The 17,975-nt window shown below is 32.3% G+C and carries 18 protein-coding genes; 7 read left to right on the top strand and 11 right to left on the bottom strand.

The genetic code is table 11. The features are described from left to right. Window positions 1–41 precede the first annotated feature (41 nt). Window positions 42–311 carry a DUF6520 family protein gene (locus IW20_RS19080; RefSeq protein ID WP_035626138.1) on the top strand — a complete coding sequence of 90 codons (270 nt, stop codon included), beginning with the start codon at window positions 42–44 and terminating at the stop codon, window positions 309–311. Window positions 312–387: 76 nt separating this feature from the next. On the opposite strand, the gene IW20_RS19075 is transcribed toward IW20_RS19080, so the two are convergent. The 3 genes from IW20_RS19075 to IW20_RS19065 form a co-directional block, all read right to left on the bottom strand. Further along, window positions 388–2,940 (bottom strand): S9 family peptidase, encoded by a 2,553-nt coding sequence (locus IW20_RS19075; RefSeq protein ID WP_165571461.1) that lies wholly within the window; start codon window positions 2,938–2,940, stop codon window positions 388–390. Window positions 2,941–3,016: 76 nt separating this feature from the next. Then, window positions 3,017–4,447, bottom strand: coding sequence for a RagB/SusD family nutrient uptake outer membrane protein (locus tag IW20_RS19070; RefSeq protein ID WP_035626133.1), 1,431 nt, complete (start codon window positions 4,445–4,447; stop codon window positions 3,017–3,019). A gap of 17 nt (window positions 4,448–4,464) precedes the next feature. Beyond that, window positions 4,465–7,491, bottom strand: coding sequence for a SusC/RagA family TonB-linked outer membrane protein (locus IW20_RS19065; RefSeq protein ID WP_035626131.1), 3,027 nt, complete (start codon window positions 7,489–7,491; stop codon window positions 4,465–4,467). 604 nt (window positions 7,492–8,095) lie between these two features. On the opposite strand from IW20_RS19065, the gene IW20_RS25555 reads away from it, so the two are divergent. The 6 genes from IW20_RS25555 (at window position 8,096) to IW20_RS19035 (ending at window position 12,485) form a co-directional block, all read left to right on the top strand. Further along, the gene (locus IW20_RS25555; protein WP_051885981.1) at window positions 8,096–8,434 is read left to right on the top strand and encodes a hypothetical protein; all 339 of its coding nucleotides are present in this window, start codon (window positions 8,096–8,098) and stop codon (window positions 8,432–8,434) included. A gap of 343 nt (window positions 8,435–8,777) precedes the next feature. Next, a complete protein-coding gene (locus IW20_RS19055) occupies window positions 8,778–9,764 on the top strand; it encodes a hypothetical protein (protein ID WP_035626130.1) in 987 nt (328 codons plus the stop codon). A gap of 128 nt (window positions 9,765–9,892) precedes the next feature. After that, on the top strand, window positions 9,893–10,354 hold the full coding sequence (locus IW20_RS25550; RefSeq protein WP_051885978.1) for a hypothetical protein: 462 nt from the start codon (window positions 9,893–9,895) through the stop codon (window positions 10,352–10,354). Window positions 10,355–10,406: 52 nt separating this feature from the next. Continuing rightward, window positions 10,407–10,694, top strand: coding sequence for a DUF3781 domain-containing protein (locus tag IW20_RS19045; protein ID WP_035626379.1), 288 nt, complete (start codon window positions 10,407–10,409; stop codon window positions 10,692–10,694). Between the two features lie 11 nt (window positions 10,695–10,705). Beyond that, complete coding sequence (locus tag IW20_RS19040; protein WP_035626126.1) at window positions 10,706–11,860, top strand: hypothetical protein; 1,155 nt, start codon at window positions 10,706–10,708, stop codon at window positions 11,858–11,860. A gap of 34 nt (window positions 11,861–11,894) precedes the next feature. Then, window positions 11,895–12,485 carry a hypothetical protein gene (locus IW20_RS19035; protein WP_035626123.1) on the top strand — a complete coding sequence of 197 codons (591 nt, stop codon included), beginning with the start codon at window positions 11,895–11,897 and terminating at the stop codon, window positions 12,483–12,485. 80 nt (window positions 12,486–12,565) lie between these two features. Here IW20_RS19035 and IW20_RS19030 read toward each other — a convergent pair whose 3' ends face one another. The 8 genes from IW20_RS19030 to IW20_RS26405 all read right to left on the bottom strand — a co-directional run. Beyond that, window positions 12,566–12,742 (bottom strand): histone H1, encoded by a 177-nt coding sequence (locus tag IW20_RS19030; protein WP_035626120.1) that lies wholly within the window; start codon window positions 12,740–12,742, stop codon window positions 12,566–12,568. Window positions 12,743–12,996: 254 nt separating this feature from the next. After that, window positions 12,997–14,196, bottom strand: coding sequence for a DUF3892 domain-containing protein (locus tag IW20_RS25545; protein ID WP_051885975.1), 1,200 nt, complete (start codon window positions 14,194–14,196; stop codon window positions 12,997–12,999). 556 nt (window positions 14,197–14,752) lie between these two features. Further along, window positions 14,753–15,244, bottom strand: a complete 492-nt coding sequence (locus IW20_RS19020; protein WP_035626116.1) for a hypothetical protein — start codon at window positions 15,242–15,244, stop codon at window positions 14,753–14,755. 118 nt (window positions 15,245–15,362) lie between these two features. Continuing rightward, entirely contained in the window at window positions 15,363–15,689 is a 327-nt protein-coding gene (locus IW20_RS19015) for a hypothetical protein (protein ID WP_089052126.1), read from the bottom strand. Further along, window positions 15,676–16,209, bottom strand: a complete 534-nt coding sequence (locus IW20_RS19010) for a hypothetical protein (protein WP_035626111.1) — start codon at window positions 16,207–16,209, stop codon at window positions 15,676–15,678. Before IW20_RS19010 ends, IW20_RS19015 begins: the two co-directional genes overlap by 14 nt. Before the next feature lie 2 nt (window positions 16,210–16,211). Further along, window positions 16,212–16,403 carry a hypothetical protein gene (locus IW20_RS19005; protein WP_123869413.1) on the bottom strand — a complete coding sequence of 64 codons (192 nt, stop codon included), beginning with the start codon at window positions 16,401–16,403 and terminating at the stop codon, window positions 16,212–16,214. A 363-nt stretch (window positions 16,404–16,766) separates the two neighbouring features. Continuing rightward, complete coding sequence (locus IW20_RS19000; protein WP_035626105.1) at window positions 16,767–17,462, bottom strand: hypothetical protein; 696 nt, start codon at window positions 17,460–17,462, stop codon at window positions 16,767–16,769. 208 nt (window positions 17,463–17,670) lie between these two features. Next, window positions 17,671–17,975: hypothetical protein (locus IW20_RS26405; RefSeq protein ID WP_035626103.1), on the bottom strand; the 305-nt coding region annotated here is incomplete at its 5' end.

Raw genomic sequence — 17,975 nt, 5'->3', positions numbered from 1 at the left:
CTGTAAAAAAGAGTAGATCATTAACTATAAATTTTATTATTATGAAAACTAATTTTTTAAAATTCGTATTGCCAATGGCTGTAGTAGCACTTGGATTGACTAGTGCTATGAGTACAAGCGCTATGGATAAAAGTAGCGAAGAATTGGCGCCAATTATGGGCTGGAAACATGTTTCTGGTCCGGATCCTTGTGAAAGAGTACAAATATGTTCCAATTCTGGAAATTTTGACTGCACCGCTCCTGATGGTGAGCAACTTTACGCCAAACCGTTTTCAACATGTTTAACTCCCCTAAAAAGGAATGTACAATAGTTGATCTTTTGGAGTAAATTTTGATGCCGCCTACTAATTAGACGGCATCATTTTTTATTAGCCAAAGAAAATTTTTTTATTGGTATCCATTTTTCATCCAATCTTTTGGTTTATCATTTTTTAAGTAATGATCAAACCATTGCTTAATGCGTTCGTTAAGATCTTTTTGATTTTCCTGCTTTGATAAACTGTGCCCTTCTTCAGGATACACAAGTAGGATATGAGATTTATTAAGCCTTCGTAAAGCCAAATAAAACTCCATGCTTTGAAGGTAATGTATATGCCTGTCTTGCTCACCTGTCCATCCAAGTAAAGGTGTCTTAACATTAGCTGCTTTTAAAACTGGTGAATTGTTCAAGTAGCTATCCGTATCTTCGAATAGCGATTTACCAATGCGCAATTGATCGTATTCAGCACGATAAAAATCTGGTCTGCTAAAAGTGCTTCCTACGTAAAGATAACTACTTACAAGATCAGTCCATGCTGCACCAGAAACGGCTGCTGCAAAACGGTCTGTCTGTGTTATAATCAGATCCGTTGCATATCCTCCAAATGAATGCCCAATTAATCCAATTTTTTTTTGATCAACAAAACCTCTCGCAATAACTGCATCAACTGCTGATAAGACGCATTGGGTCGCCGATTGTCCTACGTTCCCTTTTTCAAAAACCATATCAGGGAGAAAGACAAAATACCCTTGTGTAGTAAGGTTTGTAATATTGAAACCATCTCCTGTATAAGAAGTAGGATTCACATAATTATTAAAGTATTGAAATTGTCGTTCGTAGATGTGCACCACCATTGGGTACTTAATTCCTTGTTGGTATTCGGCTGGAAAATACAAAATACCGGATAATTTTTTACCTCCAACATTAAAGTGAACAGCCTCAGTTTTACCCCAGTAAAAATACTTTTGTTGGCCGTTTGTTTGGAAAACTTTTTCCGACGACTTCTCGTAAGACATAAGTGTTGGAGCTACTTCATAACTCTGTTCTACATAAATATAACTATCCCTATCAAGAGCTTTCGTTATTTGATTAATCTTTTTTGATTCCCAAACCATTTTTTTTTCTCCAGTTTTAAAAGTCCACTTGAAGAATCCCGATGCTCCTGAATTTTTATCCACAGCATCAAGTAGGAGTCCTTTTTCTAATTGCAGAGATATACCCTTAGTTTCAATTTCATGCTCTTGGTAAATTGGGGCTGGTTTTAGGTGTTTAATACGGTAGGTTCTTTCTATTTCTCTACCTCTGGTCAGCCGTTTTTTAATTTTACCATCCACTGATATTTGCCATAAATCATACTGATCGTACAGGACAATATAATTGTCCTGTACCGTCCACCCGGCATTTCCATAAGGAGCTGCTTCAATGGGTTTATCCTGATCCTGTCGAAAAAAAGACAATGGTATTGAAGCAGTGATGTTGGCATGCGTGTCAGTATTTATATCATATATCCACCAGTTTCCTTCTTTTGGATAGGCAAGATATTTTCCATCAGGGGAAGGAATTGTTAGGTTATCACCTGAGTATTTTTCTAGAATTCGTTTTCTTTTTCCTGTTTGTAGATTTACGACATACAAATCAAAAGGACCATCAAAATTACTTTGAGGTTCATATGCTATAGGATCATAAATAAATGCATTTTTATAATCACCACTTAGAAATCCTTTTGGGATTTGTCTATCGGTAATTTGGACAAATCGGTTACTTTTTACAAGCCAGACTGCCATCTTATCCATAAGTGTATATTGTCCAACATACTTCCTATGATCAAAGAGGAGCTTATCTGTAGTATTCCAAACCTGTACAGCCTTAGGGTCAATATTTGGGTAATGCCTTATGTCTTCCTTCATCCAGAAAAAAATACGATCCCCGTCATCCGATATCGTGAGGGATTGATACGTTTCATTTGAAACTTTCATATCTTCTGGAAAATTATGCTGTTTACGTGAATCAAAACAATGCAGTTTACCGCTTACTATATTGTAACTAAAAAGTTGAGGAGCTTCTCCGATATTTTCTACGAAAGCAATTGTAGTACCACACCAGTTCAAATTCTGAAATTTTCCTTTACTGTCAGCTAATATACTATGGCTTTTCACTTCCTTTCCAAAAGTTAAATAGCCGATTTCATTCCCCTTTGTAGATTCTGTGCAATAGAGTAAACCGTTGCGATTGGGCTCAAGATGCCATTGGTTTACATTAGGTATTTCAAGCTTTTTTTTTCCTTTTAAGTCTTGGACTACAAGTAGTTGTTTACCATTGGATTGTTTTAGCAGTAGTAACAAAAAACTGTTGTTATCAGAAAAGAAAAAATCATGAACATTTGCTATTTTTGTTAGTGTACCATTCTTTAGATTAGTAACAGTAAGTGTATCATTAGCAATGCATGCAAACTCTGACTCGCCGTTAAAAACTCCGTCTTTCGCACTGGGAAAATTGTATGTGATGTTGCCTTTAGTAGTTTTTACAAACAACGTATCTTTTTTAGATTCATACATCAATAGATAGCTTACCCATACACCATTATTTGATAATTTTCTTGTTAGTAGCTTATTCCAAAGATGATAATCGGTTTTGCTCAATGCACGTTTTGGTATTTCCTGTCCCCAAGAAGTGGTAGCCATTACCCAAACTATAAAGCATACAAAACCCCTTAAAAAAGATTTATGTTTCTTCAATGTATCTGATATTTGTATTTGATTAATATCCTGCATTTTGGGGAGCTAGATTTGGATTGAGCAATAGTTCTGATTCCGGAATTGGTAATAAACGGTCTGTTGTTCCCCATTGGGGTTTTACTGACGATAATGAAGTATCTAAACGACCAGTCCTTTTTAAATCGAAAAAACGATGTCCCAGTTCTGTAAAAAACTCCAAACGGCGTTCTATCAATACCTCTGTTATAATTTCTTCTGCGTTAGTAGCAGAAGTATTATTTAATCCTGCTAAGTTTCTGGTTTTGTCCAAGTCTTCTTTTGCCCCAATAATATCACCCTGATGCGCACGTGCCTCAGCTCTTATGAGATATTGTTCAGCCATTCTCAACACAATGGAGTATTCAACTGAAGAACCTGTATTTGACCGTTCTTTATACTTGTTGGCATGATACCATATGCTTGTACCATCAGTAACTGCTTTTAGCCAATTCCCCTTGCGTAAATCCTGAGTAGTAAAAGCTTTGACTAATTCATAGCTTATAGCTAATGATGACGGTGGACCTTGTGTAAAAACAAATGTTTCAGCCTCATGTGTATTCATACCATCGATTGCCGGCATCAATTGCCATATCGTTGCAGTACTTCCTTTAAGAAATACTGAACTAAGATCTGTCGACCATATATACAAATCCGTTTGGTTCAATACAGAAGAGGCGGCATCTGAAGCCTCATCCCATTGCTGTAAATAGAGACATACTCTCGCTAATAAAGCCTGTGATGCCCATTTATTTGGACGAACCCGCTCTGAACCGATATATTCTTCTGGTAACAATTTACTTGCCTGCTCCAGATCTTTTTTGATTAAATTATATACTTCATTCTCAGACATTCGATGTACAATACTATTTTGCTTGTAGTCTGTCGTTATGATGAATGGAATATTTCCGAAAACATTAGTGAGATACAAATGAATTAATCCCCTAACAAATAATGCTTCTCCCATTAATTGATCTTTATCTTTTGATTCTAGAACATCAGATATAGAAACACCTTCAATGATTGCATTAGCGGAATAGATTTGATTGTAACTGCTTGTCCACAAATCTAAAATTTCTGTATCGGAAGCCAATAGCGAATTATTATAGAAATTAGCCTGACCACTATTAGATACACCATAAAATTTAAGTTCATCTGTATAAAGTCCAAGCTGACTTGAAATGCCTGATGGTCCCCCAGTAAGTAAGCCATTTTCACGAATTTTAGTATATATGTCTACCATTGCAGCATTTGCGGTGACTTTGTCTTTAAATACGTCTTCGGCATTTAGTTGTGAAGTAGGCAAATCTACATCAACAAAATTGTCGCATCCTGTTGCAAAACAAGAAAGCATACTACATACTACGAATAAGAATAAGGTTCTCAAATTATAATTTCGGTGATGCTTTAGACCTTGCAATAATTTACTGTTTTTCATAACGTTGTTTTTTGAGGTTAAAAAGTAACTTGTAGACTCGTTGTGATAATACGCAATGGCGGTAAATATCCGGATGATCGAAACTCAGGGTCAATACCTTTATAAGGCGTTATGGTTAGTAAGTTCTGCGCTTGTAGACTAATTTTACAGAAGAATTTCTTAGTCCAGTCTCGAGGTAAATCGAAAGAGATTGACACATTCTTTAAACGGATAAAAGAGGCGTCGCTTATTGCTGCATCGCTTTGAGAGTACCTTATACTTGCAGCTCTTTTCTCAGCATTACTATTGCTATAAGATTGATAAGGACCTTCATCCCCCGGTTTTTGCCAGTGATTAATAACAGCCTCGGGTTGGTTGACCATAGTTCCCGGCATTGATGTTCTGAAATTTTCATTAAAATTCTGCTGTTTCACAAACAGCAACATAAAATCTAATTGCACATTTCCATATCGTATTTGATTTTGAAATCCGCCATAATATTTAGGACTCAGATTTTTAATAATCTTTTTATCATCTGCTGCTGATAAATTTCCATCGTCATTATAATCTTCAAATTGATAAGTACCTGTGGTTTGATTAAGTCCTGTATAATGATAGACTTTTACGATATTAACGGGTTGCCCAATTGCATATTGATTTTTATAAGGTGAGCCTTCTAAACCCGGAAAGGAAAGCAGTTCATTTTTGGCACTGGTAATATTGAAATTACTAATCCAACTAAAATCCTTGCCTTGTATATTTACTGTACGTAGGCTAAATTCCAGTCCACTGTTTTGAACTTCGGCATCCAAATTGGCTCGCAACTCTGCGAATCCAGTTGTTCCCGGCAATGGTATTCCTACCAATTGGCTTGAAGAACGATTACGATACCATGCTATTGTAGTGGAAATACGGTCATTCAAAAAACCCATTTCCAGAGCAGCTTCCAATTTTCGATTGGTTTCCCATCCAAAATTCGGATTATAAAGACGGGTTGGTTGCAAGCCATTAATACCCTGATAAGTATATCCCGAAGTGCTATAGGTATCCAAATATTGATAATCCCCAATCTGGTCATTACCGCTGGTTCCATAACTAGTCCGTAATTTTCCAAAGCTTAAGAAATTTAGATTTTGCTTTATAAAACTTTCGGCTCCAAAAAGCCATGCGGCTCCAACGGCTCCAAATGTGGCAAATTGTCGACCGGGTCCGAAACGGCTCGATCCATCCCTTCGACCTGTAAGATTTAAAATGTACTTTCCTTGCCAATTCAGATTAACACGCCCAAAAAATGCCTGATACTTGTACAAGGTTTCGTCACTATTTAAAATAAGGTAGTTTGCTGCTGAAGCAGGATTCTCAATCAGGCTATTACTGGCAAAGCCTTCTGCGGCGCTCACCAACTGATTGCTTTTTTGTTGCTGGAAAGTTGCTCCGGCTAGCACTTCAATTTTTCCTTTACCAATTGTATAACCCCATCCCAATTGCGGTTCTGTAATCCACGAATTACGATTGACTGTATTTGAGAACATGGCTGAAACTTCACTTCCAAGTCCATATGCAGGATTGTAAATCGTAGAAGGAAGTAAATTCATCTGACTTTGACGAAGGTCTGTATAACCAAGGCTGGTTTTTGTAGTAAAGCCCATTCCTAAATCATAAGAAAGCAGAATATTAGTGAGAAAGTCATACGTTTCTCCTTTTATTTTCCCTTCAAGTTTTGCCAGAGGATTTTCAAATGTATTATTCTCCCAATTAAGTTTTCCTGCAGAATCATAAAGTGACGGGGCATTAGGTACCAAAGTAATTGCATCACGTGTGAGGTCTACCGAGGGCAGATTATTAAATTGCGCTGTATAGCCTGTAGTAAAAGTAACTTTGAACCTTTGATCTAACGATTCATGGTTTAGATTAAAATGTCCATTGGCTTTGATGTAATCAAAATCTCCGGGATATACTGTAGTTTCTTTATTGTAATTTCCACTCAATAAAAACTGCGTTTGGGCTGAGCCACCCGATAGTGACGACTGAATATTCGTGTAACTGGCTGTACCACCTATAAGCAGCTTCTGCCAGTTGGTATTCCGATTTTGATCCCAAGTTCCATTAACATCATAAGCATCCGCTGGATAGTCTGTAACACCATCATTGGCAAAAGCTTCTCTGCGCATTGCTAAATATTGCGGTGTATCCATAAGACCGATAAAATGGGCTACCTCTCCATATCCGTTTGAATAACTAGTACTAAATGATGTTTTGCCTTCTTTTCCTTTTTTAGTGGTTATAAGAACAACACCGTTTGCACCACGAGAGCCATAAATAGCAGTAGCATCGGCATCTTTTAGTACTTCGATATTAGAAATATTCCCCGGATTGATACTATTGAGCGGGCTATTTTGTGCAGGCATATTTCCTGATGTATAGGAACTGCCGATCTCCTGAGAAGAATAAGGAACACCATCAATAATGTACAAGGGACTGTTACCATCCAGCCTCAAACTATTTTGTCCACGGATTTCAATATCAAAACCTCCACCCGGCATACCCGTATTTTGAGTTATATTCACTCCAGCCATTCTTCCTTGCATCGTAGCAAGTACATTTGTAACTGGCTGCTTTTCGATGTCTTTTGATGATATTTTAGTAATACTTCCGGTACGCTCGCTATCTTTTACAGAGTAGTAACCTGCATTGATTGTTACTTCCTGAAGATTGGTTGCGTCTATCTTCATTTCCAGATTTATAATAGATTGTGAACCAATAGTGATTTCCACCGTTTTATACCCGATATAAGAAAATATCAATATGTCTGTATTGAAAGCATTGATAGTATATTTACCGCCAAGATCAGTAACGGTTGATATTATAGATCCTTTTATTCCTACTGTAACACCTGGCATAGTACCGACACCATCAGTGATTGTACCACTAATTTGCAACTGCTGCTGTGTAGGGGAATATTTTGTTGTGGGTTTAGCAAAGATGTCAGGGCAAGTTAGATATATCGCTGAAATAAACGCATACCACAGAACCTCCCGACCCTTGCAAAATGAAATATTTTTCATAATTTTGGATAAGATTAATAAACACAAGTTTTTTAATTATGACTCTCTACTCTTGTCGCAAACTGGTGAGTAGAGGGTCTTTTTTTATGGCGTTTCGATTTAATATTTTTATTAAATCACTAGATCCATTCCTTTTTTAATTGCCTGCAACTGTACAGTTACTAACTCAAAAATTAAAATAAGACAGCGCAGGCATCAAAAAACAAAGCAAGAATTTTATATCATAAGTACACAAGTTTAGTATTGGTTAAACAATTAGCTAATTGCGACACTATGAAATTAAAGAAGTAATACGCGATGAATAAAAACTGAGAAATCAAAAAAGCCAAAAAAAGGCGTGGGTTTAAACTCAGCTTATTGCCTTCAAGGTACTGGTATACCGGGAACAATAAGTGAGCCCACGCCAGTATGACGTGAGCATCTACACTTATCTTCTCGTTCCTACTTAAAAGTACCAGTTTTTGAAGGCGAGATTCAAAGCGAATGCTTCATATATTTTATAAGAAGTATCGCAAATATAAATAATCAATTACAAATATAATAAAATATTATCAACCTGTCACGATAGTGACAACAATATTTGTGAATAATTTCTTTTTTTGCTATGATGGACAAGGAAAATGAAAATAATAGAAGAAGTTTAGAAGAAGCTGGTAAAGTCTTTTTACTTGACAAATTTGTATGCAATTATATACGCACTAATTGGATTGATCCGAATAAATCGATTAATGGACAAAGTAAGGAACTAGGTGTTCATAGACATATCATAACGAAGATAAATGATGTAGATGGATACAGAATTCCTATGTCTACATTAGCAATTATGTGTTTCAATAAAAAGATTTCCCTTTCCGCTTTTTTTAAAATAATTGAAGAAAAGCATGGCACTAAGATTAATGATGATTTTGTAGCAAAAACTAAAAAGTCAAATAGTAAAAAATGAAAGAAGTCAATCTAATTCTAAAGTTGGAACATTGTTTTGTTTAGCTAAGGAGTTACATGTTGATATTAAGGAATTATTCAATTTTGATTAAATCGGAAAATTAAAAATTTAGACTAGATAAGATGCTTTGGCATCTTTTTTCGTTTTTATAGAATTGTATAATAGATTAAAAACAGGTGTTTTCACCTATTAGTGATTCAGTTTGCTTTACATATATTTAAGTAAAAGTAATTGGGGTTTAATCCGCACGAATAAAAAACATTGAAATATGCAGTACTTTGTATTAATACTATTTTTGTTAGTTCCACTTACTATTTACATTTTCTTTAAAAAAAACAGAAAAATGACTTACAAAGATGAAGTTCTTGAACTTTTAAAAAAGACTGATATTAATGAAGGGGACATATTTGATTTTGGAGAGACTCCACACGAACATGAATTTGCTGAAACCTATCAGTTTTATCGGGGTATTTTGACATGGGCATCAAAATATGATGTAAAATCAAGTTCAATTTTTTTTCAAAATGATACTTCTCCAAATGCACGTGCAAAAACATTCAATAAGCATGGTGTCATAGCAATTACAAGTGGTCTAATGATACGTCAGATTAATGACTTTTTAAAAAATGAGGAACTCGATAAAAAACTAAAGGAAAGATTTGAAAAAATACATCCTTTTTTAGATAATCCAATTCATGTACTGATGTACCAACAAGTACAGCATTCTACTTTTTATCATGAATTAGGTCACCTTATTCAACAATCCGAAGAACTTCAAAATTGGATGCAGGAAACGAGTACAAGTAATAATTTCTCTTTAACAAGGCATAAACTTGAATTAGACGCTGATAGCTTTAGCGCACTCTCTTTGGCTGCACATATACAGCAATATGGATTTAAAATATTTGGAGAAACAATTGATACTGAAAAAATGGAATTACTTGTTGAGCTATTTAGTGCAACTGTCCTGTTATATTTCCTTACATTTTCAAACGCAAAAAGAGAGATATATTATGAAGAGAACTCTCATCCTCATCCACTTGTTAGAATTATAAATGTCTTACTCATTATATCAGATTATTTAGGAAAGAGCCCGAAACTAAGTAAAAAAGGCATAATTATTAATCCTCGAAAAATAATCCGTGGAACAATTGATCTTGTAGAAAAAATTGAAAGTGAAATTTTTAAAAATGAGAAATCAGATGATTTAAACATAATTTTGTCTAAAAACAAAACTGAGATTATAAATTATTTTACAAAACTTAGAGCGCATAAAGTCGAAGATTGCAGGGAAGCCTCTGATGTCTGGAATGAAAAGATTCCCACTTAATTTTTATAAAAATCTTAATTAGTTTTATTAAAAACAATACAAATAATTTATGACACCATCAGAAAAATATGTTGCCGAGCTATGTGAGAAATCTTTTTTACCATTATACATTAAACTAATTTCCATTTATGAATAGTGTTCCAAATTTGTCTGATGAAGTAAAAACTAGCTTATCAAGCTTCTTTAAAAGTACTAATGTTTTAATAGAGAAGGAAATTATACGAAGCTCTAAATACACAGCAGATATAGCCGAATACTTATGTGGTAAATTATTTGGACTTACCTTAAACGAAAACCAGAGAGCAGTGGGGCACGATGCTTTGGATATTCAGGGAAATAAAATTCAGATCAAAATTAATAACAGCTCTAAGAAAACTAATCAGGATGTTGGAAATAAATCAGAATATGATTTTCTTTATTTGGTTGTGACCTCCAACAGTCTTATGTTTAATACTAAATATTCTAACGTTTTTTTATTGTTTTACGTAATCGCAAGCGAAGATATACCTGGAGATAAATACATCGCAAAAAACTTTATCAAAAGCCTTAAACCTGCTATTGCTTTAGATAGCCAATTTGAAATTATTTAAAATACTAACACATTTAATTTCAGTTCTACAAACTAAAAATCAAACAACTAAAATGAACATAGACAAAACTAAAATTCTAAATAACATTTGCTACACTGAACTAGTTTACAATAGAATTAATAAAAAACTAAAAAGTAACCTGACAAAATCTGAAATTGAAACAATGCTTTTTGACATTATAAATGAAACTCGAGAAAAATTCTTTCAGAAAATTGGGAAAAACTTTTATATTTCAAACACAGAAAATAACATCCGAATTACGATAAATTCATACACTTACAGAATTATCACTGTTGACCGAATTACTAAAATTGAAAATAAACTTATAAAAGACAAATAAAAAGAAGTTTTATGCAATCAACAGATTCAGAAAATATAGTTTCGAGAATAAATTCAAGCGTATTTTTTAAAGAGTTTACTTTTAGTAAAAATGACTTTAAAGAACTTGATACAAATCAGCAATTAGAGTTTGCTGACAATGTTGTTTGGCTAGATGATTTATTTTTTATATTCCAGATCAAAGAAAGAGAAAATGGAGCCTCGAGTGACGAAAAGTGGTTTGAGAGCAAAATAAGAAACAAAGCTGTAAAACAGATAAAATCGACTTTGAAGTATATTTCAAAGTATCCTGAAATTTTTATTGAAAATGAGAAAGGACATAAGCTTGATGTTACGAAAGCAAAAGCAAATACTAGTGTCAAAAAAATAATCATTTATTCTACAAATGAAGATTTTCCTGAAGAGTTGAGAAATCAAAAATTTTATGAAAGCACTGACGTAGGATTAATTCATTTATTTCATTCTGAAGATTATTACTGGATTTGCAAATACTTAATTACGCCAACAGAAATAAATGAATACTTGAATTTTAGAGAAGACCTTTTCTTATTTGATAAGATAAGAAGTAATGCTTTAGCAGAGCAATACTTTTTAGCTCATTTTTTGGAAACTCCATATGCTGATCATTTTAATGCGGAATATATTAATAACCTCAAAAATGAAAATATAAAAACAGAAGAATTTGATGTTTCATTTATTATAAATAATTTCAACAAAAATATTAAGCTAATAAATCATCAGACTGAATATTATCCGATTATTCAGGAAATAGCGAAACTAAATAGAACAGAACTCATCGAATTTAAGAAGCGTGTTATACGAAGTATGGAAAAAACTGAAAGTATAGACTTAGTAACTCCATATAGAATTTATTCACCAAGAACTGATTGCGGATTTGTCTTTATTCCGGCACATTCCAGTCGATCTCAACATTGGAAAAATACACTTTCGAATTATACGATGGCACATAAATATGATAGTAAAGCAAGAAAATGTATTGGTTTAGTTGTTTATAAAGACAAAGAACAGTCAGATAATTTTGAATTCTTCTGGCAATTTATTGAGGGGAAATGGGTCTTTGATGAAGAATTAGATATTCTAATTGCTAAGGATAATCCATTTAGAAAAATAAAAACAAAAATGGTCAATAATAGGTATAAAATGTAACATCACACAGTCTTAATATAAAAAATGAAAAAGTATGATCAATCTAAATTTGAATGGAATTAGTAATACATTAAATGAGAATAATTTTCTAAATGTTTCGGTTAATTTAAACAGGAAGAAAGAAGAGGAAACTGTAGAACCTGCAATTCCGATTGTAATTGAAACCCCCACATTTAAAGATCGAAAAACTACTTTAGAAACTTCAGACATTGAATTGATAAAAAAAATCAAAGATGACGTCATAGTATATTTGTTTATACAAAAAGAAAAAGATTATAGTGCTTGGAGTTCAATTGCACCTGTAATAATAGAAAAAGGAAGTGGGAAAACGTATCAATACCGCTCAATTAACTTTGCTCTTGAAGGTGCTGGTGGTGGTTTATCTAGTACATCTTCGTTGTTTTATTATTTAAGAAAACATATAGAAAAAGGTTTTCAAGTCTTAATTGCACCGAAAGTTACAGATAACTCATTGATGAAGGCTTTTGAGTATGTTGATAGTGGCGTTAAGCTAAATGACTTATTAGATAAATCCATAGATTTACATAGTTACAGAAAGCATTCATTCGAATATATATACCAACAATATCAAGAACTGATTACAAAGCATAAATTAGAAGAATAGCATTAGTTCTTCTTACATTTATTAATAAAAAACAAACCTCGCTTAAAATATCTAAGCGAGGTTGTTTTTTACCCAAAATATTACTTCTTAGACTCTTCTATAGAAACTTTTCTAAATTCTTTTAATAGCTTCTCCAACTCTAAAGTTGATTTACGAGCTCTCGCTCCTGCAGCTTTAACACCTTTCTCTATTAGAGAGTCAGATTCTGTTTTAAATGTATCAAATTCAGCATTGATTTTTTCGAATAAATCTTTCATGATTTTACTATATTAAATTAGGGAGCCAAAAGTAATGGTTTGTTCGTTATGTATCGCACCAGAAACGAAATTACATAGAAAAACTCGACAAAATAGAAATAGTACAGATCTAAATTAATAAAATTCAGCCCAGTACAGAAGGACAATTAAAGTTATATTACTGATTTCTTTCGATACTCTCTCCTATTACAAGTACTTTTATTGGCAGCATGATCGACTTAAGCAATAAAAAGAAGATAAATTAGATAAGATTATTAGTACCATATTTCAACAAATTGAATCCCTATTGTGCAATCAGGTAAATTTATAAGATTGTTTTCATGTATCATGTCTGTTTGTGTTTGTAAAAAGTACCAAGGCTTATTATTATAAAACCCACCTTGAACAGCCATAACTTCGACTTGATGATTTCCAGACTCTTTAACATAAAACGATTTCTCTCCTCGCAGAATCATGCTTACAGCCTCTGCCTTGCTCAGAGACCAAAATTTTTCATTGTCAATACCACCAATTGAAGAAATTCTTTTCTCTCCGTTTCTTAATGTTTTTGATGTACATGTAACCTGAAGACGCGAATTAGAAGGTGGAGCCATTCTAATAAATTTTCTATGCGCATATGCTTGTCCATGGAGATTGTAAGCCCATTGAGGCATATTCCATAAATTACCATTTAATTTTATACGATTACCTTCAGAAAGCCACGGTGCCTTTTCAAAAGTATCTGCTAGTTCTCCTTGAGTAAAGGTTTGAGAGAAAACGCCCATATACTTATCAGGTGGAATATCACCTAAATCTAAATCTGATAGTATAGTTTTAATACTTAATCCAGTAGCTGCAAAATTAAAAATGTCTTGCACTGGTTTTAGTCGCCTATCCAGAATGCGTTTAGTTGCAATTGCATTTGTTATGGGAGTTCCATTATCCGCCTCTCTTTTAACTTCTGTTAAAACATCAATAATAAAACCGTTAATACCCAAACTTGCGAATACATTTCGAACAGTTGTCTTGATAAGGTTTTGAATTGTTAAATAGGCTTCAACTATTGTTTCATTGTCTGTTTCATTTTCTTCCATTAAAATAGCGAAACACATAATTATTCCCGGGATCTTTCCTATCTCCTGACCTGGAACAAAGGTATTCGAAACAGTAATTGGTTTTAATGAAGTCTCCCATTTACCAATATTATTTGGTATCCTCCTTGTTCCACGAAGAATTGAGCCACCAATATTACCATGGTTTCCGCCTGGAAAGTGATAAATAGCATTTTCTAAATTATTTTTTTCAACCAAATAATTACCTTGCTGGCCAAAACCTTCATCATCAATTTTAACTAGAAACACCCATAAGTATGGTTCTGACTCTTCATCAAAAAAGTCGTCAATATCATCTCCCTGATAACAAAATAATGAATCCAGATTGATTGTAAGATTGAAATTGTTAGGTCCTAATGACATAATATCGATTGAGTTAATGTGAATAAAATGGATCATTAACAATGGAAAAGAAAAATATTAACTATTCGATTCTTTAAGTCTTGCTATAGTTTTTTATGTAATTACACGTCCCAGTACCTATCTCACTAATAACATAACATTTTCCATATTACCAATTTACGAAATAAAAAAATAATTCCACTCACTTCTGTACAGTTTTTTTATAAAACTTAATTTTAATTCTATAGTTAATCTACAACACAAAATACCCATAAGTGCTTTTTACGCAGATTATTACAAAAAATTCACATCTCGAAACGCATGCTCATAGTGCTACAGTTCTAATACATTTCTCAATTCCTTAGTCAAAGTAAATTTTCCGCAATTTGTTTTAATTAAATTAGGGAGGTAAAAATAGGAGTTTACATACCATAAAACAAAATTCTACTTAAATTACTTGGATATAAAATTAGTACCTATTATTCTGTGGTGAGCTCTTGTTTTCATCTTAAAAAAAATCAGAATCAGCACAATAGTTACGAATATCATAACGTCGTTCTTCACAATCTTACCATATTCAAATAATCCTGTAAGTTCCACTTCCGTCAAAATCATTTTCTGAATTCATATTTGCTAGTACTAAGCCAATGTCTGTTGAATTGAATTTCGAAACTAATTTTTCCCAATATTTTTCATTTATTAATTCATCTTTTGAATCAACTAAATCCTCATAATTATAATCCTTAATCAATTCCATTAATATATCTTCTAATATAAGAGCTATTAACCCTGTATCTGTAGAAAAGAAAGAAGCATCTCCTTCTATAACTTCATCATAGTCCATCTTTTTTATTTGAGTAACAAAAAATGAACTTTTATCTGATTTATATTTAGCAAAGGGTGTATCTGTATATGGGAAAACACTATTTCTTATCGCCTCATCCTTAGGCAAGCCATTAGTACTTGATAATTCTTTTTTTATGTCACTTAAGTAAAGAGCATCAATTATATAATATGATTTATCAATATTCAATTCAAGCGGTTCATTATTAATGGATATATTTTTCATTTTATTTTTATAAAGTATACAATATGAATGTTTAGCTCAAAACAATTTAATACAGATTCATCTTAATCAAATATTTGAAATGGTCACACTGTAAATAAAAAGTAAAGAATGAGCAATATTACTCTTCTTTACTGTTAGATTTACTGTTAGAAATTTTATCAATTGTAAATCTATTTGATAATAATAATGATATTTTACCTATTTTATATAATCTTTCTTTATCAACATCATTATTTAGAGCCCAACTAATCCACTTTCGAATTAAAAATTCCCAATAAATCCATCCTAGTGCTCCACCAATAAATATACTGAAAACATTATTTAAATTAATTATTGTAACTAAAACAAACCAAACAGATAGAATTATTATAATTGCTGGTATGTTAACCCATAAATAGCCTTTCATTATGAGTTCTTGATTTGATATTCCTTTATTTTTCATCATTAAAATTTATTTCTTTTAAAACTTCTTTACTAATCCAATAAAGTTTTCCATTTCTTTTTACTGACCTACACCTAGTTTTTATAAATTTAACAACATCCGAATAATAGCTTTTCAATTCCGTAGTCGCTTTAAATTCTTCTGTGCTATTGAGATGTATAAACCTTGGATAAAAATCTAGTTCACTGCGTTTATAAGGTATTGTAGCATCTTCTGCATGTCCCAAATAAAAAACTAAATCTAAATAAGGCCCACCGATTCTTTGACTTATTTTATATCTAGCATTATTTTCTATTATTATTTCTAAAAAATCCAGATCTTCAATAACATAACTCGAATCTAATAAAAAATACCTAATATCTTTATTTTCCATGCATTTGTTAAAATCTTGCACGTTTTCCACCGTTTTATATTCTTTACTTTCATATAAAACATCAGGAATTATCTTTGTCAATCTAGACAGAATAAAATTTATTAATTCTTTTCTTTCTTCATCATTTACATAAAAATTGAATAGTGTCATAATTATTTACCTACTTTATGAGTTTCACTTGGTATATTTAACTTCTTATATTCAGCTTCACGTTCAACATTTCTTTTACTCTTTGGTCTTCTTTCTGCTTCATATATTTTTTTAGTTGTACCTGTTTCTTTACCTACTACTTGTACATCAGGTCTTCTATTTGAACCTTCTACCTTAATTTTTTTCTCTGTCACCACATCATCATTAGGATACTCTTCTTTAGCTTTTTTCTCAAGTTCCTTTACTTTTTCTTGATGATCTGGCTTTCCTTTAGCGCCATCTGGGTTCGGAACTTTTTTATCTGATAACTTTTGATTTGCTTTATCAGTAATTGATTCCCGCGCTGCACGAAGTCTCCCGACTTCGTGCCCGTTCCAATATTCTATATCGTTTTACTAATCCGGCAGACTTATCTTGTCGATTATCTTTGCCGGTGCGAAGTCAGGAGACATTCGCCAGCACCTTATAAGAACTCTTCGCAGAGCTGGGTTAAAACATTTAAAAAAAGCAATATATTCACAAATATCTGAGCAATAGGATACATTACCATTTTTTAATTAATAAAAATCTAATTCTATGGAATTATTATAATTTACTTGCAATCCCGTTATACCACAGTCTAATAAAAAATCTATTAATTTTTCAGAATAAAAAGGCTTACCTGATGCTTGAATCTTGACAACGTCCTTACCTAGAGATTCTTTAGGAATAGAGATCCTTTCAAAATCATAAATTGGTTTTTGTTTTATAAATTCTTTAAACTCTTCATAACTATTAATGTTGTGATATTGAACGTTATAATTACGAGGTTTAAATCCAGTATACAATATCGATTTTTCAAAATTAATTTGATCAAGACAAACTGTTTCGATAAACAACATGTAATATTTTTCTATTACGCTATCTATAGCTACTTCAAAAGTAGTATAACTACCAATATTAAATGCTTTTAAAATATTGATATATTTTTCACTATATACTCCATTCAAAAAAGAAATATTCTCAGTGTAACCCATAATGTCAGTTACTTTTGCTTTTTTAAGCAATTTTGCTTTGATTACAGGTATTTTTAAATTTTTAATTTCATTTTGTCTTTTCCAAAAATCAGCATTTTGAGTGCTGAAAAAAGATAAAAATTCTTTAAAGGTAATATCTTCTTGCATTGACTTTTTTGCTATCTCGATTTGATGAATCCCATTGTTAACTCCAATTATTTTTGGTTCTGCTGATACATCGATTTGATAATACTTCATTATTTAATTTTTATTTATGGTATTCTACTCAATAATAAAACCTCACCATTTCTGAGGAGGTTTAATTGGTTTAAGGGATTTACTTTCTGGGCACGGAAAGGATTTCCGCTCTATTGTTGCGCTGTCTCGTCCTAAAATAAGTTTACATATTTTGTCGTTTGCAGCTTCTAGACTTGCTCTTTGTAGGTTTCGTAAAACAAAATCATATTTAACAAAAATCTAATTCAATTGACTTATCATAACTAACATACAAGTTAGTGATATTGCAATCTAATAAAAAATCTATTAGCCTTTCTGAATAGAAAGGCCTTACAGATGCTTGAATATTAATAACATCTCTTCCTAAATATTCTTTGGATATAGATATTTTCTCAAAATCATGGATGGGGTAAATATTTTTAAATTCATTATATCCTTGAAAATTATCAATTTTTTTATATTCAACATTTTTCCGAATTTTATGACCTGTATAAATTATAGATTTTTTAAAATTAATATCTTCTAATGTAATAG

The sequence above is a fragment of the Flavobacterium hydatis genome, assembly GCF_000737695.1.
Taxonomy (GTDB): Bacteria; Bacteroidota; Bacteroidia; order Flavobacteriales; family Flavobacteriaceae; genus Flavobacterium; species Flavobacterium hydatis.
This window is presented reverse-complemented; position numbering and strand designations above follow the sequence as displayed.